Raw genomic sequence first — 23,677 nt, forward strand, 5'->3', positions numbered from 1 at the left:
CTAGCAAGCCCGCTACCGCCGGGACCTGTGGCGCTTTTGCCATCTGATCCGCACAACCACTGCTCAGCTAAGTCTTTGCTTCTGCTCATTAATCCCGGACAATCGCGCCCCTGTTTCGGCCAGGGCGCTGCCTGTCGGGTTTTTCCGACTCGTCCTGGTCGGGTAGCAACTGACCGGAATGCGGAGATCCCACCGGATGAATGATCAGGCCAATAGCGTCGACGAACGCTATGTAGCGGCAAAACCAGTAGTCATCGAAAGCTGGAATCGCCAAGACACCACCTGGATGCTGGGCCTGTTTGGCACGGCGATCGGGGCGGGTACGTTGTTTTTGCCGATCAACGCGGGCCTCGGCGGTTTCTGGCCGCTGATGGTCCTGGCGCTGCTGGCGTTTCCCATGACGTTCTACGCCCACCGTGGCCTGACCCGTTTCGTGCTGTCCGGTCGTGAAGGCGCGGACATCACCGAAGTGGTGGAAGAACACTTCGGCATCAAGGCCGGTGCGCTGATCACCTTGCTGTACTTCTTCGCGATCTTCCCGATCCTGCTGATCTACAGCGTGGCGCTGACCAACACCGTGGGCAGTTTCCTCGAACATCAACTGCACATCATGCCGCCACCACGGGCGATTCTGTCGTTCGTGCTGATCCTCGGTCTGCTGGCGGTGGTGCGTTGCGGCGAGCAGGTGATCGTCAAGGCCATGAGCCTGATGGTTTACCCGTTCATCGTTGCGCTGCTGTTTTTGGCGGTGTTCCTGATTCCGCACTGGAACGGCGGCATCCTCAGCACCGCGTCCACACTGCCTGAGCCGTCGGCACTGCTGCACACCTTGTGGCTGGCGATTCCGGTGATGGTGTTCTCGTTCAACCACTCGCCGATCATCTCGGCGTTCGCGGTGGACCAGAAGCGTCGCTACGGTGAGCACGCCGAAGAGCGCAGCTCGCAGATCCTGTCCCGCGCCCACGCCTTGATGGTGGTGATGGTGCTGTTCTTCGTCTTCAGCTGCGTGCTGACCCTGTCCCCGGCGCAACTGGCCGAAGCCAAGGCGCAGAACCTGTCGATCCTGTCGTACCTGGCCAACCACTTCAGCAACCCGACCATCGCCTTCGCTGCGCCGTTGATTGCGTTCGTGGCGATTTCCAAGTCGTTCCTGGGCCACTACATCGGCGCCAGCGAAGGCTTGAAAGGCCTGATCGTCAAGAGCGGCAAGCGTCCGTCGCCCAAAGCCCTGGACCGCATGACCGCTGCGTTCATGCTGGTGGTGTGCTGGATCGTCGCGACTCTGAACCCGAGCATCCTGGGCATGATCGAAACTCTCGGTGGCCCGATCATCGCCGCGATCCTGTTCCTGATGCCGATGTACGCGATCCGCAAAGTGCCGGCCATGGCCCGTTATCGCGGCCAGGCCTCCAACGTCTTCGTGACGGCGGTGGGGCTGGTGGCGATTTCGGCGTTGATTTATTCGCTGACCGCTTAAATTGCGGGGCACGCCGACTACCCTGTGGGAGCGGGCTTGCTCGCGAAGGCGTTGTATCAGTCAACATTGATGTTGAAGGTAAGACCGCATTCGCGAGCAAGCCCGCTCCCACAGGTGATCTTCATCTCGGCATAAAAAAGCGCCGTTCCTTGCAAAAGGGGCGGCGTTTTTTTATGGCATACGCCATGACCCGGCGCACACATCCCCGCAGATAAACGGCTACCCTTGAACACCGTGTTCCTTGTGGGAGCAAGCCAGCTCCCACACGTCCCGGGTTTTGGCTGGTTTTCCTTCGGAGTCGCTACATGGCTGGTGCCCCCCCGCAATCGATCGCCCGCGTCCCGGCGCAACTTTCGCCCGAAACCCCGAACCGTTGGCAAGACCTGTTGGCCGGGTTGTCGATTGCCGGTTTGCTGTTGCCGGAGGCGGTGGCTTATTCCAGCATCGCTGCGGTGTCGCCCCAGGCCGGGGTGATTGCGTTGTTTGCCGGGCTGCTGTGCTACGGGCTGATGGGCACCAGCCGTTTTGCGATTGTGTCCGCGACCTCCTCTTCGGCGGCGGTGCTGGCGGCGGCCACCGCAACCCTGGCCAACGGCGATGCCGGCCTGCGCATGACCCTGGCGTTCGGCCTGGTGCTGGTCACGGGTGCGTTCTTCCTGCTGGCCGGGTTGTTCAAGCTTGGCAGCGTCACTTCCTTTATCGCCAAACCGGTATTGCGCGGCTTTGCCTTGGGGCTGGCGGTGACCATCATCCTCAAGCAGGTGGCGAGCGCCGTCGATGTGCACCTGGACAGCGGCAACCTGATCCGTTTCCTGCCACAAATGCTGGTGCAGTGGCGGCAATGGAATCTGGTCGGCCTGTTGGTCGCGGCGGTGGCGCTGTTGGTATTGACGTTGTGCGCGCGGTTTCGCCGTGTACCGGGCGGTTTACTGGTGGTGGCGCTGGGCATCGCGGCGGGGCAGTGGCTGAACTTGCAGGCCTATGGGGTGGACCTGATCGGCGTGATCGACCTGCGCCTGGAAGTGCCCCGCCTGCCGGTTTTGCCGTTTGCCGACTGGTTGCGCCTGGGGGAATTGGCGTTTGCCATGGTGATGATTTTGTACGCCGAATCCTACGGCTCGATCAGTTCCTTTGCGCTCAAGCACGGCGACCGGGTTTCATCGAACCGTGATCTGCTGGCCCTCGGCGCGGCGAATCTGCTGTCCGGCCTGTTCCATGGCATGCCGGCGGGCGCCGGGTATTCTGCAACCTCGGCCAATGAGGCGGCGGGCGCCAGTTCACGTCTGGCCGGCGGGGTCGCGGCGGCGGTGGTGCTGCTGATCGTGTTGACGGTGTTGCCCTACATCGCCCTGACTCCCGAGCCGGTACTGGCCGCCATCGTCATCCACGCCCTGGCCCGAGGCTTGAGCCTGCAACCGCTGGGGCGCTATTTCATCTGGCGCCGTGATCGCCTGCTGGTGATCAGCGCCGTGGCGGCAGTGCTGGTGTTGGGTGTGCTGGACGGCTTGCTGGTGGCGGTGGCGATCAGTGTGGTGTTGATGCTCAAACAGATGTCATCGGCGGATATCCAGGTGCTGGGGCAGATGGGCAGCGGTCATGATTATGTTGATGTGCAACGGCATCCTGATGCCCGGCAAATACCTGGCGTACTGATTGTGCGGCCTAGCGAAGCGCTGTTTTTCGCCAACGTAGAGCGAATTCTCGGTGGCGCCCTAAGGCTGGCCAGGCATGCGGAACCGCCGGTGCATACGATTATTCTCAGCCTTGAGGAATCGCCGGATCTGGACGGCACCAGCATTGAAGCGCTGGAGGCGTTCTTTTTGCAGGTTCGGGCGCAGGATAAGTTGTTGATCCTGGCGCGGCTTAAACATGAGGCCAAAGCGGTGCTGGCGTCGTTGCCGGCGCTGGAGTTGGAGCAGGTGATCCTTAGTGGGTTGAGTGTGGATGGCGCGGTAAAACAAGCCCTCAATCCCAACACCTGACCCTGTGGGAGCGGGCTTGCTCGCGAAGGCGGTGGGTCATTGAGCAGTGATGTTGGCTGACAGACCGCATTCGCGAGCAAGCTCGCTCCCACAGGGGTTAGTGTGAACGTTGCGGGCATAAAAAAACGCCGCTCCATCTCGCGATGGGCGGCGTTTTTTATTGCGTTGCAGCGTTAGGCTTGAACGACCGGAATGTTGGCGTTCGCAGCAGCTTCACGGAACTCGGCAATCTGGTCGAAGGACAGGTAGCGGTAGACATCGGCCGCCATGCTGTCGATCTTGCCAGCGTATTCCATGTACTCCTCGACGGTCGGCAGGCGACCCAGGATGGAAGCAACAGACGCCAGCTCAGCCGAAGCCAGGTAGACGTTCGCGCCGTCACCCAGACGGTTCGGGAAGTTACGGGTCGAAGTGGACACCACGGTGGAGTTCGGCTCTACACGTGCCTGGTTACCCATGCACAGCGAGCAGCCTGGCATTTCCATGCGTGCGCCAGCCTTGCCGTAGATGCCGTAGTAGCCTTCTTCGGTCAGTTGGTGAGCGTCCATTTTGGTCGGCGGCGACAGCCACAGACGGGTTGGCAGCTGACCCTTGACCTGATCCAGCAATTTACCGGCAGCGCGGAAGTGACCGATGTTGGTCATGCACGAACCGATGAACACTTCGTCGATCTTCTCGCCAGCAACGCTGGACAGCAGACGGGCGTCGTCCGGATCGTTTGGCGCGCAGAGCACAGGCTCTTTGATGTCGGCCAGGTCGATTTCGATGATTTCAGCGTATTCGGCGTCAGCATCGGCCACCATCAGCTCAGGGTTGGCAACCCAGGCTTCCATCGCTTGGGCGCGACGTTCCAGAGTACGAGCATCGCCGTAGCCTTCGCCGATCATCCAGCGCAGCAGGGTGATGTTGGAGTTCAGGTACTCGGTGATCGACTCTTTCGACAGCTTGATGGTGCAACCGGCAGCCGAACGTTCAGCCGAGGCGTCGGACAGCTCGAAAGCCTGTTCGATGCTCAGGTTGTCCAGGCCTTCGATTTCCAGGATGCGGCCGGAGAACGCGTTCTTCTTGCCTTTCTTCTCGACGGTCAGCAGGCCAGCCTGAATCGCGAAGTAAGGAATGGCGTGAACCAGGTCACGCAGGGTAACGCCCGGTTGCATCTTGCCTTTGAAGCGCACCAGGATCGATTCCGGCATGTCCAGCGGCATAACGCCAGTGGCTGCAGCAAACGCCACCAGACCGGAACCGGCCGGGAACGAAATGCCCATCGGGAAACGGGTGTGGGAGTCACCACCGGTGCCGACGGTGTCCGGCAGCAGCATACGGTTCAACCACGAGTGGATGATGCCGTCGCCCGGACGCAGGGAAACGCCGCCGCGGGTCATGATGAAGTCTGGCAGGGTGTGGTGGGTGGTCACGTCGATCGGCTTAGGGTAAGCCGCGGTGTGGCAGAAGGACTGCATCACCAGATCGGTCGAGAAGCCCAGGCACGCCAGGTCTTTGAGTTCATCACGGGTCATTGGACCGGTGGTGTCCTGGGAGCCGACGGTGGTCATCTTCGGTTCGCAGTAGGTGCCAGGACGAACGCCTTTGCCTTCCGGCAGACCGCAAGCCTTGCCGACCATTTTCTGTGCCAGGGTGTAGCCCTTGCCGGTGTCGACAGGTGCTTCAGGCAGTTTGAACAGATCGGTAGGGCCCAGGCCCAGTTCAGCGCGCGCCTTGTCGGTCAGGCCACGGCCGATGATCAGCGGGATACGGCCGCCGGCACGAACTTCGTCCAACAGTACCGGAGTCTTCATTTCGAAGGTGGTCAGGACTTCGTCGGTGCCGTGTTTGCAGACTTTGCCAGCATGCGGGTACAGGTCGATCACGTCGCCCATGTTCATGTTGGTGACGTCGAACTCGATTGGCAGTGCGCCGGCATCTTCCATGGTGTTGTAGAAGATTGGAGCGATTTTGCTGCCGAAGCAGAAACCGCCAGCACGCTTGTTCGGCACGTAAGGAACGTCGTCGCCGAAGAACCACAGGACCGAGTTGGTCGCCGATTTACGCGACGAACCTGTACCGACCACGTCACCGACGTAGGCGATCGGGAAGCCTTGACCGCGCATTTCTTCGATCTGCTTCATCGGGCCAGTCACGCCTTGGGCGTCAGGCACGATGCCTTCGCGGGCCATTTTCAGCATGGCCAGGGCGTGCAGCGGGATGTCCGGGCGGGACCAGGCGTCCGGGGCAGGGGACAGGTCGTCGGTGTTGGTTTCGCCGGTGACCTTGAACACGCGCAGGCTGATCTTGTCGGCCAGGGTCGGACGGTTGCGGAACCACTCGCCGTCAGCCCAGGACTGGATCACGCCTTTGGCGTGTTCGTTGCCGTTGCGGGCTTTTTCCGCCACGTCATGGAACGCATCGAACATCAGCAGGGTGTGCTTGAGTTGAGCGGCAGCGACAGGGGCCAGTTCGGCGCTGTCGAGCAGGTCAACCAGGGTCACGATGTTGTAGCCGCCCTGCATGGTGCCGAGCAGTTCAACAGCGCGCTTTTTGTCGATCAGAGGGGAAGTGGCTTCGCCTTTGGCCAGGGCAGACAGGAAACCGGCCTTTACATAGGCTGCTTCGTCCACGCCAGGTGGAATGCGATTGGTGATCAGGTCAACGAGGAAAGCTTCTTCGCCAGCCGGGGGATTCTTCAGCAGCTCGACCAGGCCTGCAGTTTGTTCGGCGTTAAGCGGCTGGGGAACGATACCCAGTGCTGCACGCTCTTCGATATGTTTGCGGTAGGCTTCAAGCACAGTTATTACCCTCATCAGTGGTCCCAAATGGGTGTCCGGGACGCTCGTCGCGAAATGCTCGTACTCATGCGCTGCGTGGCGTTGTGGGCCACTTAGCCAGAATTACCGGACATTCCTTACAGAAGCTGCTTTCAAAGTTTTACGCCTGCAGAACGGGGAGCTGATGAGGGTTGGCGTAGAGCTTTTCCCCGCTGGAAAAACCCTTCGCCAACACCGCTCTGAAGGAACGACTGTGCTCGTGACGCTTTGAAAACAGCTTCTAACGGACATTGGCGCCTTAAAAGGCTGGCTGATTCTACGGCAAAAAAAAATTAAAGGTAAGTGAGGGCCTATTGGACTTTGGTGGCGTGCCGCGTTGCTGGGCCAACGCGGCCGGCACCAAAGTCCAATGGACCTTTCGCCCCTTAACTTTGAGGGGTGATCAATGTCGGACAAAGGGCTAACATGCCGACCTGTTCTGCTTTCCCGTGTTTTGCCTACCTATGCCCAATCAGACCATCAAGACCCCCTGCGTCGGCCTCTGCTCCACCGTTTACGGTGACTTGGTGTGCCGTGGCTGCAAGCGTTTCCACCACGAAGTGATCAACTGGAACGGTTACAACGAGGAAGAAAAACGCGCGGTGTGGCTGCGTCTTGAGCAACTGCTGTCCCAGGTGATGGCCAGCAAGCTGGAGATTTTCGACCCGCAGCGCCTGCGCTTTCAGCTTGAACAGCGCAAGATCCGCTTTGTGCCGCATCAGTCGGAGTATTGCTGGGCCTACCAGTTGATCGCTCGCGGGGCGCGGGTGATCAATAATCTGGAGGCCTATGGGATGGTGTTGATGCCGGAGTTCCGCGACTGGAACCTGCCGCAATTGCGCGATGCCATTGATCGGGAGTTTTTCCTGCTGTCGGAAGCGCATTACCAGCGCTACATCGCGCCGGGGTTTCTAAAAGACGCCTTCGGCGCCTGAAAGCTTCGCGAGCAAGCCCGCTCCCACATTGGATCTGTGGCGTTCACAAATCCCCTGTGGGAGCGGGCTTGCTCGCGAAGGCGTCCGCCCAGACGCCACAAAACCTCAATGCCGGGTCACAACCTCTTCCAGATGATCCATGATCTCGTCCGGCTTGAGCACCAGCACATCGCTCTCCACCGCATCCAGCACCACTTCCGCCGTATTGCCGATCAACGCCCCGGACAATCCGGACCGCGCCACGGTGCCAATCACTACCACCGCGGCCTGCAGCTTATGCACCATGAACGGAATCAACACATCCGCCGGGCCTTCCTCGATATGCAGGTGATCGTCGTCGATGTCGAATTCGGCCTGGAAGGCCCTGCATTGCTCGCGGTAGCGCGCCTGAATGGTTTCACTGAGCTGGAACGTCGGGTCGGCTGACGACAGCATCGGTGACGGATGCGCACTGATCACGTGCAACTGCGCCTTGGCCAGGCTGGCGATGTCGTAGCCGTGATCGACAATGCACGCATGCAGCGTGCGGTGTTCGCCGTCGGTGTTGCCGACGTCGATGGCCGCCAGGATGACCCCGCCGGTCCACGGCTTGGAGGTTTTCACCAGCAGCACCGGCGTCGGGCAGTAGCGCAGCAGTTTCCAGTCCGCCGGGGTCAGCAGGGCCTTTTTCAGCGGGCTGTCGGGGTAATGCTGCTTGACCACTAGCCCACAGCCCTCGGCTTGCTGCACATCGACGATGGTTTCATGCAGGCTTTCGTTCCAGGCCTGCTCGGTGGTGACGCTGTAGCCGTCCTCCAGCAGCGCAGCCTTGAGCACGCCGAGCATGGCGCTGTGGTCATGCTTTCGATCACACACCAGCAGGTGCAGATGCGCCTGGGTCACGCCCGCGATCAACTTGGCCCGCTTGAGCGCCAGGCTTTCCGAGTGTTCAGGTTCGATGACCACCAGGATGCTGCGGATGGCTTGCATGGTCGGGATCTCCAGGAAGTGAAAAACACTGCGTTGGACAACTATAGTTGCTGCCCGGCAACACGGGACTTGATGCATATCAATGGCGGCGACTGGTGGTCTGCCGACAAGCCCGTATAATCGGCGCCCTTCGTTTTGAACCTTTTATCCGTGAGCCCCATGATCCTTCCCGAAATTCACGAGTTCCTCGGCTGCCGCACCCCTGACGGCTGGGTCCAGGCCGCGCTGGCCGATCAGGAAACCTTGCTGATCGACCACAAGAACTGCGAATTCAAGGCCGCCAGCACGGCGTTGAGCCTGATCGCCAAATACCACTCCCACGTCGATCTGATCAACCTGATGTCGCGTCTGGCCCGGGAAGAGCTGGTGCACCACGAACAAGTCATGCGCCTGATGAAAAAGCGCAAGATCGAACTGCGCCAGCTCTCCGCCGGGCGTTACGCCTCGGGTTTGCGCAAAGTGGTGCGTAGCCACGAACCGGTAAAACTGGTGGATACCCTGGTGGTCGGCGCGTTCATCGAAGCCCGTAGCTGCGAGCGTTTCGAGGCGCTGGTGCCGCATCTGGATGAAGAATTGGGCAAGTTCTACTTTGGTTTGCTGAAAAGCGAAGCACGGCATTTTCAGGGGTATCTGAAACTGGCTTACCAGTATGGGGACGCCAAGGACATCGCCCAAGTGATCGACCGGGTTCGCGCCGCCGAGCAGGAACTGATCGAATCGCCGGACGTGGAATTCCGTTTCCACAGCGGCATCCCGACCGCCGCATAACCCAATCAACCGCCGCATAACCCCTTGTAGAAGCGAGGCTTGCCCGCGAAGGCGTCGTTTCATTCAACATCGATGTTGACTGGCACACCGCCTTCGCGGGCAAGCCTCGCTCCTACAGAAAGCATCATCCGCAGGCTGTGATGTTTTGATTCAATATTGTTAAAAACTCTTAAGAGTATGAAACATCAACCAAAACCGGCCCCCACGGCCGGTTTTTGCTGCCTGCCGTCACCGTCCCGCCACCGATTGCCGCCATAATGCCGCCCACTTCAAACAAGGGCTGGCAGACGGGCGTTATGGATAACCTGGGTTTTGGCAAAGTTTTGCTGGTGGAAGACGACGAGAAGCTTGCCGGGCTGATCGCGCATTTCCTGGCGCAACACGGCTTCGAGGTCCGGGCGGTGCACCGGGGCGACCTGGCGTTGGCCGCGTTCCTTGAATTCAAACCGAAAATCGTCGTGCTTGACCTGATGCTGCCGGGCCAGAGCGGTTTGCACGTGTGCCGCGAGATTCGCAGCGTGTCTGACACGCCCATCGTGATCCTCACCGCCAAAGAGGACGACCTCGACCATATCCTGGGCCTGGAATCCGGCGCCGACGATTACGTGATCAAACCGATCAAGCCCCCGGTGCTGCTCGCCCGTTTGCGTGCGTTGCAACGCCGCCAAGTGCCGGAAACCGCCGTGTGCAGTGCCTTGGAGTTCGGTCACTTGAGCATCGACCGCAGTTGCCGCGAAGTGCGTCTGGCGGGCGAGGGCATCGAGCTGACCACCATGGAATTCGAATTGCTGTGGCTGCTGGCCAGCGCCGCCGGCAAGATCCTGTCTCGCGATGACATTCTCAATCGCATGCGCGGCATCGCCTTCGACGGTCTCAACCGCAGCGTCGACGTCTACATCAGCAAGCTGCGGGCCAAGCTCAAGGACAATCCCCGGGAGCCGGCGTGCATCAAGACCGTCTGGGGCAAGGGTTATCTGTTCAATCCGTTCGCGTGGGAGCTTTAGATGCTGCGGTTATTTCTGGGGTTGTACCTGATGCTGGCCGTGGGGCTGGTGCTGGCGTTGCAGACCGTCGAACACACCTTCAACGCGTTGCTCGACAACCAGATGCAGGCCTACAACCGCGAGGCCGTGCGCGGTCAGGCGTATTCGTTAGTGGAGCAATTACGCGGCCTGGAAGGCCCGGGGCGTGAGCAACAACTGGAAACGTTGCGCCCGCACTACGGCTTGGGGCTGACCCTGGTCGAGGCTGACCAACTGGAGCTCAATGACCAGGAAAAACAGCTGTTGGCCGACGGCCTGCTGGTGATTCGGGAGAAGTACACCCAGTTCATTTCCGCGATCGACGGTGGCTCGCAACTGCTGAGCATCAAGCTGCCGGCGGAGCCGAGCCTGATGCCGTTCTACATCGCCGCCGCCTACCTGATGCTGGCGGTGCTGATTGGCATCGTGCTGTTCTTCTGGGTGCGCCCGCACTGGCGGGATCTGGAAAAGCTGCGCCTGGCCGCCGAGCGCTTTGGCGATAATGATTTGTCGTCGCGCATCCAGTTGTCCAAGCGCTCGAACATCCGCGACCTGTCCGAACACTTCAACCTGATGGCCGCACGCATCGAAGGGCTGATCGCCAATCAGCGCGAGCTGACCAACGCGGTGTCCCATGAATTGCGCACGCCGATTGCGCGACTGTCGTTCGAACTCGATCAGCTCAAGCAACAACCCGATCCGGCGCAGAACCGCGAACTGATCGCTGACATGTACGCCGACCTGGGCGAACTGGAAGAAATGGTCTCCGAGCTGCTGACCTACGCCAGCCTGGAGCGCGGCGCCACGGTGATCAACCGCGAGAATATCCAGGCCAGCAGTTGGCTCGACAGCGTGGTCGGCAGTGTGGCGCTGGAAGCGGAAGCGGCGGGCGTGCAACTGCTGATTGTCGAGTGTCAGCTCGACGTGGTGCGCATCGAACCGCGTTTCATGGCCCGGGCGGTGATCAACCTGCTGCGCAACGCCATTCGCTATGCCGACGGTCGGGTGGAAGTGTCGCTGGTGCGCAGCGGTGACCACTACGAAGTACGGGTCAACGACGACGGGCCGGGCGTGCCGGTGGATGGACGGGAGAAAATTTTCGAACCGTTTTCGCGGCTGGATGCCAGTCGGGATCGGCGTACCGGTGGTTTTGGATTGGGGTTGGCGCTGGTAAGACGGGTGTCGCAGTCCCATGGGGGGCAAGTCGAAGTGGCGGATTCGCCGTGGGGTGGGGCGTCGTTTCGGATGACCTGGGCGCATCTGGATTAGTGTGCTGCCTGTGCTGACGCCTTCGCGAGCAAGCCCGCTCCCACATTGGTTTTGTGAACGACACACATCCACTGTGGGAGCGGGCTTGCTCGCGAAGAGGCCTCCAGCAGCCCCCTTGCTGTCAGGGTGAACTTAGAAATCCCACTTGGTGGTCAACGTCAAATTCCGCGGCTCGCCATAAAACGTGGTGTCGAAGTTGCCCAGCCCCGTCAGATAACGCTTATCGAAGACGTTGTTGGCATTGGCCGTGAAGCTCAAATGTTCGTTGTATTGATAGCGGGTCATCAGGTCCACGAGGGTGTAGCCGCCCTGTTTGATCTGGGTGTAGTCGCCCACGGTCGGGCTGTAGATCTTGCCGTAGAAGGCGCTCTGCCAACTGATGCCGCCGCCGACGGTGATCTTGTCCAGCGCGCCGGGCAGGCGATAGGTGGTGAAGGTGCGCACCACGTGTTCCGGTTTGCTGGTGGACAGCGGGTAACCGAAGATCCGCTGTTCATCGGCGTCGCGGGTGCGGGCGTAGGTGTAGCCGGCCGACAGGTTCCAGCCTTCTGCCAGTTCGCCGGCCAGTTCCAGCTCGATACCTTGGGTCTTGGTGCCGTCGACGGCTTTGTAGATGCCCTCGTTGGTGATCGGGTTAGTGCCGATCGACTCCGCCACGCCATCCTGCTCGATGCGGAACAGGGCCAGGCTGGCGTTCAGCTTGCCGTCCAGATAAGCCGCTTTCAGCCCGGTTTCATAGCTGTCGCCTTCCACCGGGGCCAAGGTCGTGCCGTTGCTGTCCTTGTAGGTTTGCGGCTGGTAGATCGAGGTGTAGCTGGCGTACACCGAGTACACATCGTTCAGGTCATAAACCACACCGGCATACGGCGTGACGACGCCGTGTTCCTTGTAGCTGGCGTGGGTATCGTCCAGGCCAGCGCCCGGGTTGTAGCCGTAGTCTTCGTTGTACTTGAAGGTGCTCAGGCGGCTGCCGAGGATGACGGACAGGTCGTCGGTCGGGTGCAGGCGCGTGGCCAGGTAGACGCCGTTCTGGCTCTGGGTGCGTTCGTATTTGCCGTTCTTCGGGAACTCTTGTTTCGGCAGCTCGCCGTCCCAGTCATAGATGCTGCCCGGCACCTGTTGGAAAGCGCTGGTGTCGTAGGTCGCGCCGGTCTGGCGCGAATGCGAGGCCATGACGCCGGCCACTAGTTCATGCTCGCGACCGCCGAGGCTGAACGGCCCGGAGACGTTGACGTCAGCGGTGTTCTGTACGCGATGACCTTCCCAGCGACCCCAATACAGGAACATGCCTTCACCGGTGGCGCGGTCCGGGTTGCCGCCACTGGCCGAGGCCAGTTGCGTGTCGTGATCGGTGGTTTTCTGGTCAAGGCTGACCTTGAGTGTCCAGTCATTGGCCAGGGCTTGTTCCAGCGCGGCGAAGTAGGTGGTTTCGTCGAAATCGCGACGGCTCCAGTCGGCGCCCGGGTTGAAGTGACGCGGGAAATCGGTGCGGCCGCCGTCGGAAAAGTACGTCGGGTTACCGGTCCAGGAGCTGCCGCGCGGGGTGGCGCTGGACTTGTCGATGCCGAAGGTCAGCAGGGTGTCAGGGGTCAGGTCGGCTTCGAGGATGCCGTAATACAGGTCTTTCTTCTGGCTGTAGTGGTCCTGGTAGGAATTCTTGTCCGAGTAGGCGCCGACAAACCGCCCGCGCACCGTGCCCGAATCATTCAGCGACCCGGAAATATCGCCGACGCTGCGATAGGCATCCCACGAGCCGACGGTGCCGCTGATCGAGGCCTTGAAATCCTTGGTCGGCTTCTTGCGGATCAGGTTGACAGTCGCGGACGGGTCACCCGAACCGGTCATCAGGCCGGTGGCACCCTTGATCACTTCGATGCGGTCCAGGCTGGCCGAGTCGTCGCTGTTGTTGGGGTTTTCGCCATACACACCGTCGTAGGGCTGGTTCACGCCGTCGTACTGGAAGTTGGTGATGGCAAAGCCCCGGGCGGAAAACTCGGTACGGTCGCTGTCGTACTTTTGCGTCGAGATGCCGGGGGTGTTGCGCAACGCGTCGCCGACGCTCTGCACGCCACGATCATCCATTTGCTGGCGGGTGATGACCGTGACCGATTGCGGGGTTTCGCGAATCGACAGCGGCAGGCCGGTGGCCGAGGACGTCGAACCGGTGGTGTAGGAATGGGTGTCTTCGGTGGTCGCGCCCAAGGCCTGGCCGGAAATGTTGGTGGCATCCAGTTGCAGTGTGTCGCCCTTGGCGGCGGCTGTTTCGCCAGCGTGGGCGGCAAGGCTCAGCAGAGCGGCGGGAAGGGCCAGTGCCAAGGGGCACAAGGCAAAACGAAAACGCGCGGCGAAGTGGTGCGGCATGGCGGTCCCTTTGTATCGAATCGGTCGGTAGTTGAATGCTTCTGAGGGTTAACCGAACGAAAAACGCAAAGGGGAACTGCCGGGTGCAAAATAATCGGAGGTTTTTTGTGTGAGTCCAGAAATGAAAGGGCAATGAGAAACCTGTGGCGAGTGAGCTCGCCACAGTGGAATTTCTTTAGCTCAGGGACTGTGTTCACTCTTGTTGAGTGTTATTGGCTCAAATCCAACCGCTCATGCCAATCAGCAATCGATTCTTCGGGATAGACGTCAAATTGCTTGTCCTTGGGCTTCACCTCAACCTCCACCCAAGGCGCCTTCGAACCCAACATCAAATGCGTGTGCTGCGGCGGCACCGGCAGCGCGGTGTCGATAGCCGACGCAAACGGGTGAATCAGCGCCGGCCACTCCGGGCTGAACAGCCACAACCCGCTGCCGCACACCGAACAAAAGTGCCGCTCGGCGGTGCTGCTGTGGGCACGTTTATCGCCTTCATCCTTGAGCCGCGCATGGTAGATCGCGATGTGCTTGCGCCCGCGGACCTTCATGCTGTTGGCATCCCCACTGATGTTGATCGCATAACCGCCGCCGCCCTGGGTCTTGCGGCAGATCGAGCAGTAGCAACGCTGATAAGGGTAGGGGTGGGCGCTGGTGAGGCTGAACGACACCGCGCCGCAATGGCAGGAACCTTCGAGCTGCATGACATCCTCCGGCAGTTCTTGAATGACTCAAGACAGCCTAGACCCTCAGCGACTTTCGACAGGCACCAGAATCGCGTCGCCGGTCGCCACCAGTTTCAGTTGATCACCGGTCTGTGCGAACAGCTCGGCACGGGCAAACACCTGCTTCTTGCCTGCCTTGATCACCCGACCCTTGGCGATGAACACCTCGCCAACGGCGGGCGCCAGGCAGTTGACCGAAAAGTGCGAAGCCAGCACGTTGCCGGCCACGGTCCCGGCGGCAAACCCGCACGCCGTGTCGAGCAGCGCGCCGATCAGGCCGGCATGCAGGAAACCGGCATATTGCGCCATGTCCGCTTCGCGAAAGGCCAGGGTGAGATCGGCTTCACCGCTCTCGGCGCGGGTGACTTCGAAGCCGGCCCAGCGGTTGAACGCCGAGGTTGAATTGATCTGCTTGAGTGCGTTGAGCATGGCGAATTCCTCCGGTTGAGGGATCAACATGCGCCGGGTTTTGTAAGACGTCATGCTTGATAAGGGAGGGTGATGGGCTGGGGGATTTGTGGTGAATGGGCTGACGCCTTCGCGAGCGAGCCCGCTCCCACAGGGGATTTGTGTGCACCGCAAATCCAGTGTGGGAGCGGGCTTGCTCGCGAAGAACGATAACGCGGTCTACCGTCCAGGCACCCGCCACAAATACCACGCAGCCACGGTGCGAAACGGACTCCACCCAAGCCCGATCTCAATCATCTGCTTACGCGTAGGCTGCACCGCCAACCCCTTCATCCGCCGATACCCTTCGCGCACGCCAAAGTCATCCGCCGGTAAGATATCCGGGCGCTCCAGGCTGTAGATCAGCAGCATTTCAACCGTCCAGCGCCCGACCCCGCGCAGGGTGATCAAACGCTCGATCAGCGCCTCGTCTTCCATTGCCAGCGCCGTGGCGTAATCCGGCACGACCCCGTCCAAGGAGGCCTGGGCGATGCCCTGGATGGTTGCGATCTTGCCTGCGGAAAAGCCGCAACTGCGCATCTGATCAAAACTCGCCGCCAGAATCTGTTCCGGCCGGGGAAACGCCCCCGAACCCACTGACCCGACCAGCCGCCCGACAATCGCATCCCCGGCCTTGGCATGCAGTTGCTGATAGGCAATGGCCCGCACCAGCGACTCATAAGGGTCCCGCGCCGGGTGCGGTTGATGCAGGCACGGGCCGACAGTCGCAATATGGCGCTGCCAGTCCTCGTCGATGGACGCTAGAAAAGCACTGGCAGGCTGGTAGAGGTCGGGCATGGACGTCAGGATTTTTTCAGCAGGCCGTTCACCTCGCCATAAGTGAACGCCTTCACATCATGGGTATTGAGCTTGCCGGTTTCGAGGAAACTTTTCGCCAGCGAACCCATGGCGCCATAGAGGAATTCGGCAATGCCGGAACCGGCGCTCAAACGCCGCACACCGAGTTTTTTCAGTTCATCGGGCGACGGCAGGCTGGCGAGCCCCAGCACGTTCACCGGCAGCGAGGTGCCTTGGCAGATCGCCGCAATCTCGTACTCCGCCGTCACGCCAGCGGCGAACAACCCATCAGCCCCGGCCGCCTGATACAACGCGGCGCGCTTGAGCGTCTCGGCCACGCGATCTTCGGCGGGCACCAGGCCCTTGAGGTAAACGTCGGTGCGGGCGTTGATAAACAGCTTCACCCCACGGCGCTCGGCCACTTGCCGGGCGACTTCGATCTTGCGCGCCAGCAACTGCGGCGGCGAGGCGCCGTCCTCGATGTTGATCCCGACGGCACCGGCGGCGATCACCGCGTCGATCACTTCGCCAACCCGCGCCAGGTCATCGGAATAGCCGGCCTCGACGTCCACGGTCAACGGCACGTTAATCACCCGAACGATGGATTCCACCGTCGCCACCAAGCGATCGAGGGGCAGGGTGTTGCCGTCCGGATAACCATGGGCCCAGGCCACCGCCGCGCTGCTGGTAGCCACGGCTTGGCTGCCCAGTTGCTCCACCAACCGCGCGCCGGTGGCATCGGCGACGTTGGTGAGGATCAGCAGGCCGTCCTGGTGCAACCGGTGAAATTGTTGGTCGAACGCTTGCATCGAATTTCCTTCCCTATGAAATGATCAGAATGCCAATTGTTGAGTGATCTGCAGCGCTGCTTTTTCCAGCCGCAGCAGAAACGCCTTGCGCGGTTGTCCGCCACCATAGCCGGTCAGCGAACCGTCCGCACCGATCACCCGGTGACAGGGCAGCACAATCGCCAGGCGGTTATGCCCGTTGGCCAGGCCCACGGCACGACTGGCGCCGGGTTTACCCAACAGCGCGGCGATGGCGCCGTAGGTGCGGGTGTGGCCGTAAGGGATTTGCGCCAGTTCGGCCCAGACTTGTTTGGCGAACTCGCTGCCCGGCAAGTGCAACGGCACGGTGAATTCGGTCAGTTGCCCGGCGAAATAGTGCGCCAGTTCATGCTCGATTTGTTTCAAATGGCCGTTGTGCCCCGGCGCCACCACGTAGCCGTAACGGTGTTGCAGTTCTTCGACTTCCCGGGTCAGCGCCGGGCGATCCAGGAATTCCAGCAGCACCAACCCACGGCGCTCAGCCATGGCAATCATCGGCCCCAACGGCGTGGTCAGTCGGGTGAACAGTAGCGGCTCACTGTTGGCAGCGCGGCCGGGGGTGATGTGGAAGGATTTCTGAAAGGCATCGCGAAAACCGCTCAGGGATTCATAGCCGGAATCGAACGCCACGTTGTCGATGGACTCGCCTTGCTTGATCCCGCCCAACGCCATTCCGAGGCGACGGGTGCGCAGCCAGGCATGGAAGGTCATGCCGAAATGCTGCTTGAACCAACGACGCAGTTTCAGCGGCTCGACGCCTTCGGATTGCAACTGCGTGTCAGTCCAGCGCTGGTCCGGGTCGGCGTCTACCAAGGTGAGCAAACGCTGCACCCAGTCCGGAGCGATGGCGGCGGCATCCAGCGGCTTGCAGCGCAGGCAGGCGCGGTAGCCGGCGGACATGCACTCATCGGCGTGGGCAAAGAACTCGACGTTCTCCGGTTTGGGCTTGCGCGCCGTGCAACTGGGGCGGCAGAAAATCCCGGTGGTCTTGACCGCAGTAAAGAACACCCCCTCATAGGCGGTGTCTCGTTCGAGCATGGCGCGAACCATCTCGGCGTGGGGGGGCAGGACAGCGTTTTGTAGGTTCATGGGCTGAGCATAAGGCCGGTGGACTGGCGCCTCCACCGGAAAATCGACAGGCAATTCCCTCACAAAAAAAACCGCAAACCCTTGTAGGAGCAAAGCTTGCTCGCGAAAGCGGTATACCAGGCAACATTAATGTTGAAGATTAAACCGCTATCGCAAGCAAGCGCTGCGCCTACAGGTGGGCAGAGGCATCAAATGTCGCCCCCGCAGTCGTTGGGCTCGTCGCCGGATCGTGCAGCAACGAGTAGCCGCGATCCAGTAGCGTGCGGCCGATAAAGCGCGATCCCACCTCATTCAAGTGCGAGTCATCCAGGTACAGCAGTTGGCCGTTGATAATCGGGCTGCACACGCCGGCGGGGCATATCACTTGATTCGGGTCGATAAAGCGCACCTGGGGGAATTCCACGCGTATGTCAGCCCAATAGGGCGCCAAGGCACTTTGGGCGACCGAGCAACTGTGCTCGGTCCCGAACATCAGGTGGCGGATGGGGCAACTTGCGGCTTTGTCGATGTGTTGATTCCTCAAGATGACGATCACCTCGCCGCTGTTCTCCACGGCTCGTTTGATACTCGCTTCAACCATGTCATGGGCAATCGCGTCCCTGGGCCAGATCGCCGCCAGCACCACATAGCGGTAGTGGTTCTTCTCGATCAGGCTGAACGCCCGTTCGTTGCGTTTTGCACAATGGGCGGCATAGACCGCGGACATGTCGACGGTGTAGCCGATGATCGGCGGGCACGAGTCCATGGTGTAGTCCATGATCGACAGGTTGTTTGGCTTGGCCAGCAGATCGACCATGCCGGTGAAGTGATTGGCAAACGAATCACCGATCATGATGCCGTCCAGCTCGGCTTTTTTGACCCCCAGGCGACAGGCGTCATTGGGCTCTGTGCCGTACAGCGCATTGGTCACGTGGCAGCCTTTGCGTATCTCGCTCGGCTTCTGCAGGGTCATCGCTTCAAGCACGGACACATCCGGGCTGAAACGTTGCGGGAAGCCATTGAAATGCAGGCTCAGCACCGCCAGCGTCGCCAGACCCAATGCCGGAACGGCAAATCGACGGGTGAAGACCCGGGGAAAGTGCAACCTCGCCCCGTTGCGACGAAAAGGCACCTCGACATACCGCCAGGACAGCCACGCGAGGGTGATCGAGACCACGATCAGCATCGCGCCCACGGGCAAATCAATGGGGATCTCCAGGTAATTCAGGTAGGCAATCAACGGCCAGTGCCACAAATACAGCGAATAGGAAATCAAGCCGATGAACACCATGGGCCGGCTGGTGAGCAAACGTGAGCGTGTGTCGCCACTGCCGGCCAGAATCAACAGCGCGGCCCCCAGGCATGGGATCAAGGCGTTGACCCCGGGGAAAGTTGAGTCGGGATTCAGGCCGAACAATGAAAAACCGATCAGCAGCAAGCCCGCCAGCGCGATGCCATGGGCCGTCAGTTTGCCGATGATGCGCGGTTGATACAGGTAGATGCCGAGCAACCCACCCAACATCAATTCGAAAAAGCGCGTGGGCAGCAGGTAGTAGGCGGCCGTCGCGAAGACGCCTGTCGCGTATTGTGAAACGCCTATGGCGACCACCACGCCAACACCCACGATTGGCAGTACATAACGCGGTGCCAGGCGATAGATCAACACAATGAACAGCGGCCAGAGCAGGTAGAACTGCTCCTCGATACCCAGCGACCAGGTATGCAGCAGGGGGGCTTCGTGGGCGTCGGCGGCGAAGTAATTGCCGTATTTCATCCAGATGTAAACGTTCGAGACGCCGAGCAAAGAGAGGAGGGCGCTGACGTTGAGCCGGATCAGGTCGACGGGAGAAAGGACAAACACCCCGACGATCACAGTCGTGAGCAATACCGTGACCAATGCAGGAACAATGCGATTGATGCGTCGCTGATAAAACCCCTTCAACGAGAACGCCCCGCGCTTGACCTCGGAAAAAACCTGGGAGGTGATCAGGAAACCGGAGATCACAAAGAAGATGTCAACGCCTACGAACCCCCCGGGCACCAGGCTGGTGTTGATGTGATGCAGAAGCACCGCAATCACCGCCACGGCCCGCAGCCCATCGATGTCGGAGCGATATTTGCCATTGGCCATGTGCTTGACCCTCCCTACGCTTGCCTTCTATCGGACGTCCCTCCGTGACAGAAACCGTCAAGATTTGGACATATTCAGACACACTTAACGCCCAATATCAGTTGTAGTTGGAAAATTGACGGTAGGCAAAATTGAATTCGAAATATCCATGGGTCGATAATCCATGCAGGGGTGGGCGCAAGACGCCGTACACCCGGCCTTGTCCCACCAAAAAACCAATCCATGGCCTACGCTTGTTCACAGATGCCTGTTCAGTGAGCGCGGTTTGCTCCTGAGCGAGATAAAACCGCCATCCCAAAAACAACAATATCGGGAGACCCCTCATGCAGCCCTTATTCCGTCGACTCACCTGCGCGCTTGCCTTGACGCTTGTCGCCACCGGCCCCGCATTCGCCCTCGAAACGGTCAAGTTCATGGCCCCCGGCTCCGTGGGGGGCGGTTATGACCAGACCGCCCGGGATCTGGGCAAGGCCCTGGTCGAGGCGAAGACCGCCAAGTCCGTCACCTTCGAAAACAAGGGCGGCGCGGGCGGGACGTTGGGCCTGGCGCAGTTTGCCAACAGCACCAAGGGTGACCCGAATGCGTTGCTGGTAGTCGGCGCGATCATGGTCGCCGGCATTGAGCAGAACAAACCGCAAATCACCTTGAAAGACGTCACGCCGATTGCCCGGCTGTTCACCGAATACAACGTGATTGCCGTGCGCAAGGAATCCGAGTTCAAGACCCTGGAAGACTTGCTCAAGGCCTTCAAGGAAAAACCCTCCAGCATCACTTGGGGCGGCGGCTCCAAGGGTTCGGTGGATCATATCGGCATCGCCGACCTGGCCGGCAAAATGGACATCCCGGTGAACAAGGTCAATTACGTCGCCTTCGCCGGCGGCGGGGAAGTGGTGGCCCAGGTCCTGGGCGGCCAGATCAAGGTGATCACCGGCGGTTATGCCGAGCTCGGCCAATACATCAAGAACGGCCAGTTCCGCGTCCTCGCCATCGGCGCGCCGGAGCGCGTTGCCGGCATCGATGCGCCGACCCTGAAAGAGAAAGGCTACGACGTGATCATCGGTAACTGGCGCGGGGTGTATGGCGCGGCGAACCTGACCCCGCAGCAGCGCAAGGAAGTGACCGACGCGGTGGTGGCCGCCGCCAACAGCAACGTTTGGCAAGAGAACATCAAGATCAACGCCTGGTCGCCGAGCATTCTCACCGGTGAGGAGTTCGGCAAATTCGTCGACGAAGAGCACGTGCGCCTGCACGGCATGCTGGTCAAGGTCGGGCTGCTTTGAGATGGCCACGACGCGCAAAATAGTCCCGGCGCAATTGGCGATTGGCGCCGGGGTCCTCGTCATCAGCGCCGTGTTGGCGGTGGGGGCTTTTCGCTTTCCGGCCGAGATGGGTTTCGTCATCCTCGGCGCCCACGTCTATCCCTATGCCTTGGCCGCGTTTCTCGCTGTGGTGGGTCTGCTGCTGAGTTATCAGGCGATCACTGGCGGTTTCCGCGAACTGGCCGATCACAGTGAGGAAAGTGACAAGGCGCTACCGGGTGGCAAACCCGGTGTGGCCTGGGTGACGGCGGGGCTGGTAGCGGTGGCGGTGCTGATCAACTTCATCGGCTTCGTCCTCGCCGCCGGGCTGCTGTTTGCCTGTTCGGCCCGGGGCTTTGGCAGTCGCCGGCCGCTGCGGGACCTGATCATCGGCATCGCCCTGACGCTACCGATCTACTGGCTGTTCAACGCCGGGCTTGGGGTCTCCCTTCCGCCCTTGATCAACGCCTGGATCTGATCCGGGCCGAAGGAGATCGACAAGGTGGATATTCTCGCAAGCCTGGCCATTGGTTTTTCCGCCGCGCTGACTCCGATCAACCTGATGTGGGGTTTTATCGGTTGCTTGCTCGGCACCGCGATTGGTGTGCTGCCGGGGATCGGCCCGGCGCTGACCGTGGCGTTGCTGCTGCCGATCACCGCCAAGGTTGATCCCACCGGGGCGCTGATCATGTTCGCCGGGATCTACTACGGCGCGCAGTTTGGCGGCTCTACGACCTCGATCCTGCTCAATACACCGGGGGAATCGTCGTCCATGGTCACCGCCCTGGAAGGCAACCTCATGGCCCGCAACGGTCGCGCCGGACCTGCATTGGCCACGGCAGCGATCGGCTCATTCGTCGCCGGCACCATCGCCACGATCCTGCTGACGTTGTTTGCGCCCATCGTCGCCACCCTGGCGCTGAAGTTCGGTCCGGCGGAGTATTTCGCGATCCTGGTGTTGTCCTTCACCACGGTGTCGGCGGTGCTCGGTGCGTCGATGCTGCGGGGGTTTGCTTCGTTGGGGATTGGTCTGGCGGTGGGCCTGATCGGCCTCGACGCGACCTCGGGCATTGCGCGCTATACCCTGGGCGTGCCGGAGTTGGTGGATGGCATCGAAGTGGTGCTGGTGGCGGTGGGTTTGTTTGCGGTGGGCGAGGCGTTGTACAGCTTGCTGTATCAAAAAGAGGAAACGTCCGGTCGGCATCGCTTGACCTCGTTATGGATGACCCGCGCCGACTGGAAACGCTCGATTCCTGCATGGCTGCGCGGGACCCTGATCGGTTTTCCCTTTGGCTCGATTCCGGCCGGTGGCGCGGAGATTCCGACCTTTCTGTCGTATTCCGCCGAACGCAAGCTGAGCAAGTTTCCGAAAGAGTTCGCCGGCAGCAAGGGCCAGGGCGCCATCGAGGGCGTGGCCGGCCCCGAGGCGGCGAACAATGCGAGTGCGACGGGGTCGTTGGTGCCCTTGCTGACCCTCGGAATCCCCACCTCCGCCACGGCGGCGATCCTGTTGGCGGCGTTCCAGAACTACAACCTGCAACCGGGGCCGATGCTGTTCCAGACCTCCGGGGAACTGGTCTGGACACTTGTGGCCTCGCTGTACATCGGCAACGTCATCCTGCTGGTGCTGAACCTGCCGCTGGTGGGGCTGTGGGTCAAGCTGCTGCAAATTCCCCGGCCTTACCTGAATGCCGGGATCCTGGTGTTCGCCACCATTGGCGTGTACGGCATGCGCCATTCGTCCTTCGACCTGCTGCTGATGCTGGCTATCGGCTGGGGCGGGGTGCTGATGCGGCGTTTCGACTTCCCCGTCGCCCCGGTGATCGTCGGCATGCTGTTGGGGCCGATGGCGGAAAAGCAGTTGCGTAACGCCCTGTCCATCGGCGAAGGCGACTGGTCGATCTTCATCACCCAACCCATCGCCGCGTCGTTCCTGGCGTTGACGCTGCTGGTGTTGCTGGTGCCGCATCTGCTGCATGCCCGGGGGATCAAGCTGCACGAGGATGATTAGCACAGCGCAACCTGTGGCAGCGGGCTTGCTCGCGAAGAGGGAGTGTCAGTCAACACATGTAGCGACTGACCCACCGCCTTCGCGAGCAAGCCCGCTCCCACAGGTTTTGTGGGCAGTTTTCTTCAATACATGGGGCTGGGTGCTCTTTACCTTGAGCGCCAAGTCCACTGAATTGAAGAAGGTCTGTGATGAGTCTGATGATGTCCATGGCGGCGTTTGCGTTGGTCGCTTCGATCACACCGGGGCCGGTGAATATCGTGGCGTTGGGGTCCGGGGCGCGGTATGGCTTTCGGGCCAGTCAACGGCATGTGGCGGGGGCGACGCTGGGGTTTGTCTTGCTGCTGGTGTTGATGGGGTTGGGCATGCACCAATTGCTCCTCCTGTGGCCGATGCTAACGCGGGTGGTGCAATGGGCGGGTGTGGGGTTTCTGTTGTTCATGGCGTTCAAACTGGCCACCGATGACGGGCGGCTGGAGGCCAAAGAGTCGGCCAGGGCGCCGTCGATGCTTTACGGCGCGCTGATGCAATGGCTCAACCCGAAAGCCTGGCTGGCCTGTGTCGCGGGCATGGGCGCGTTTGTCGCCGATGGCGAGACGCGACTGGTCTGGCAGTTTGCAGCGGTGTATCTGGTGGTTTGCTATTTGTCGGTCGGCTGCTGGGTGTATGCCGGGACGTTTTTGCGTGGTTATTTGAGTCACCCGGCGGGGATGCGTTGGTTCAATCGCAGCATGGCGTTGTTGCTGGCGGGGAGTGCGGTGTATTTGTTATATGCCTGAAGTTCGCGCAACGAATCC

General features: G+C 60.8%; 19 protein-coding genes. 10 read left to right on the plus strand and 9 right to left on the minus strand.

From position 1 onward, the window contains the following. The first annotated feature begins 196 nt into the window (after positions 1-196). Positions 197-1,477, plus strand: a complete 1,281-nt coding sequence (locus BK665_RS22705) for an HAAAP family serine/threonine permease (RefSeq protein WP_123408851.1) — start codon at positions 197-199, stop codon at positions 1,475-1,477. A 305-nt stretch (positions 1,478-1,782) separates the two neighbouring features. Next, positions 1,783-3,459, plus strand: coding sequence for a SulP family inorganic anion transporter (locus BK665_RS22715; protein ID WP_123408852.1), 1,677 nt, complete (start codon positions 1,783-1,785; stop codon positions 3,457-3,459). Positions 3,460-3,632: 173 nt separating this feature from the next. Here the strand turns inward: BK665_RS22715 and acnB are convergent, their stop codons facing one another. Further along, positions 3,633-6,242, minus strand: coding sequence for a bifunctional aconitate hydratase 2/2-methylisocitrate dehydratase (acnB, locus tag BK665_RS22720; protein WP_054047462.1), 2,610 nt, complete (start codon positions 6,240-6,242; stop codon positions 3,633-3,635). A 482-nt stretch (positions 6,243-6,724) separates the two neighbouring features. On the opposite strand from acnB, the gene BK665_RS22725 reads away from it, so the two are divergent. Next, a complete protein-coding gene (locus tag BK665_RS22725) occupies positions 6,725-7,195 on the plus strand; it encodes a DUF1289 domain-containing protein (protein ID WP_123408853.1) in 471 nt (156 codons plus the stop codon). A 105-nt stretch (positions 7,196-7,300) separates the two neighbouring features. Here the strand turns inward: BK665_RS22725 and uspL are convergent, their stop codons facing one another. Beyond that, positions 7,301-8,164 (minus strand): universal stress protein UspL, encoded by an 864-nt coding sequence (gene uspL, locus BK665_RS22730; protein ID WP_123408854.1) that lies wholly within the window; start codon positions 8,162-8,164, stop codon positions 7,301-7,303. 159 nt (positions 8,165-8,323) lie between these two features. Between uspL and BK665_RS22735 the strand changes: the two genes are divergently transcribed. The 3 genes from BK665_RS22735 (at position 8,324) to BK665_RS22745 (ending at position 11,223) form a co-directional block, all read left to right on the plus strand. Then, a complete protein-coding gene (locus BK665_RS22735; protein WP_054047466.1) occupies positions 8,324-8,932 on the plus strand; it encodes a MiaE family protein in 609 nt (202 codons plus the stop codon). 296 nt (positions 8,933-9,228) lie between these two features. Further along, entirely contained in the window at positions 9,229-9,936 is a 708-nt protein-coding gene (locus BK665_RS22740) for a winged helix-turn-helix domain-containing protein (RefSeq protein WP_123408855.1), read from the plus strand. Next, positions 9,937-11,223: an ATP-binding protein gene (locus BK665_RS22745; protein ID WP_123408856.1), complete on the plus strand. Its 1,287-nt coding sequence runs from the start codon at positions 9,937-9,939 to the stop codon at positions 11,221-11,223. Between the two features lie 132 nt (positions 11,224-11,355). Here BK665_RS22745 and BK665_RS22750 read toward each other — a convergent pair whose 3' ends face one another. From BK665_RS22750 to BK665_RS22780, 7 genes are all read right to left on the minus strand, one after another. After that, entirely contained in the window at positions 11,356-13,584 is a 2,229-nt protein-coding gene (locus BK665_RS22750) for a TonB-dependent siderophore receptor (protein WP_123408857.1), read from the minus strand. A gap of 209 nt (positions 13,585-13,793) precedes the next feature. Further along, on the minus strand, positions 13,794-14,282 hold the full coding sequence (locus tag BK665_RS22755; RefSeq protein ID WP_123408858.1) for a GFA family protein: 489 nt from the start codon (positions 14,280-14,282) through the stop codon (positions 13,794-13,796). Between the two features lie 45 nt (positions 14,283-14,327). Further along, the gene (locus BK665_RS22760; protein ID WP_123408859.1) at positions 14,328-14,732 is read right to left on the minus strand and encodes a PaaI family thioesterase; all 405 of its coding nucleotides are present in this window, start codon (positions 14,730-14,732) and stop codon (positions 14,328-14,330) included. A 198-nt stretch (positions 14,733-14,930) separates the two neighbouring features. Beyond that, positions 14,931-15,548, minus strand: coding sequence for a DNA-3-methyladenine glycosylase family protein (locus BK665_RS22765; RefSeq protein WP_123408860.1), 618 nt, complete (start codon positions 15,546-15,548; stop codon positions 14,931-14,933). 5 nt (positions 15,549-15,553) lie between these two features. Continuing rightward, positions 15,554-16,357 carry an isocitrate lyase/PEP mutase family protein gene (locus BK665_RS22770; RefSeq protein WP_123408861.1) on the minus strand — a complete coding sequence of 268 codons (804 nt, stop codon included), beginning with the start codon at positions 16,355-16,357 and terminating at the stop codon, positions 15,554-15,556. A 24-nt stretch (positions 16,358-16,381) separates the two neighbouring features. Further along, entirely contained in the window at positions 16,382-17,464 is a 1,083-nt protein-coding gene (locus BK665_RS35210) for a bifunctional transcriptional activator/DNA repair enzyme AdaA (RefSeq protein ID WP_123408862.1), read from the minus strand. Between the two features lie 169 nt (positions 17,465-17,633). Further along, positions 17,634-19,574, minus strand: coding sequence for an acyltransferase family protein (locus BK665_RS22780; protein WP_123408863.1), 1,941 nt, complete (start codon positions 19,572-19,574; stop codon positions 17,634-17,636). A 323-nt stretch (positions 19,575-19,897) separates the two neighbouring features. On the opposite strand from BK665_RS22780, the gene BK665_RS22785 reads away from it, so the two are divergent. The 4 genes from BK665_RS22785 (at position 19,898) to BK665_RS22805 (ending at position 23,659) form a co-directional block, all read left to right on the plus strand. After that, on the plus strand, positions 19,898-20,854 hold the full coding sequence (locus tag BK665_RS22785) for a Bug family tripartite tricarboxylate transporter substrate binding protein (RefSeq protein WP_123408864.1): 957 nt from the start codon (positions 19,898-19,900) through the stop codon (positions 20,852-20,854). Position 20,855: 1 nt separating this feature from the next. Continuing rightward, on the plus strand, positions 20,856-21,350 hold the full coding sequence (locus BK665_RS22790; protein WP_123408865.1) for a tripartite tricarboxylate transporter TctB family protein: 495 nt from the start codon (positions 20,856-20,858) through the stop codon (positions 21,348-21,350). A gap of 24 nt (positions 21,351-21,374) precedes the next feature. Next, the gene (locus BK665_RS22795; RefSeq protein ID WP_123408866.1) at positions 21,375-22,883 is read left to right on the plus strand and encodes a tripartite tricarboxylate transporter permease; all 1,509 of its coding nucleotides are present in this window, start codon (positions 21,375-21,377) and stop codon (positions 22,881-22,883) included. A gap of 188 nt (positions 22,884-23,071) precedes the next feature. Beyond that, positions 23,072-23,659 (plus strand): LysE family translocator, encoded by a 588-nt coding sequence (locus BK665_RS22805; RefSeq protein ID WP_123408867.1) that lies wholly within the window; start codon positions 23,072-23,074, stop codon positions 23,657-23,659. The last annotated feature ends 18 nt before the right edge of the window (positions 23,660-23,677 follow it).

Origin of the sequence: Pseudomonas frederiksbergensis, assembly GCF_003732665.1 — a bacterium.
GTDB classification, from domain to species: Bacteria; Pseudomonadota; Gammaproteobacteria; order Pseudomonadales; family Pseudomonadaceae; genus Aquipseudomonas; species Aquipseudomonas frederiksbergensis_G.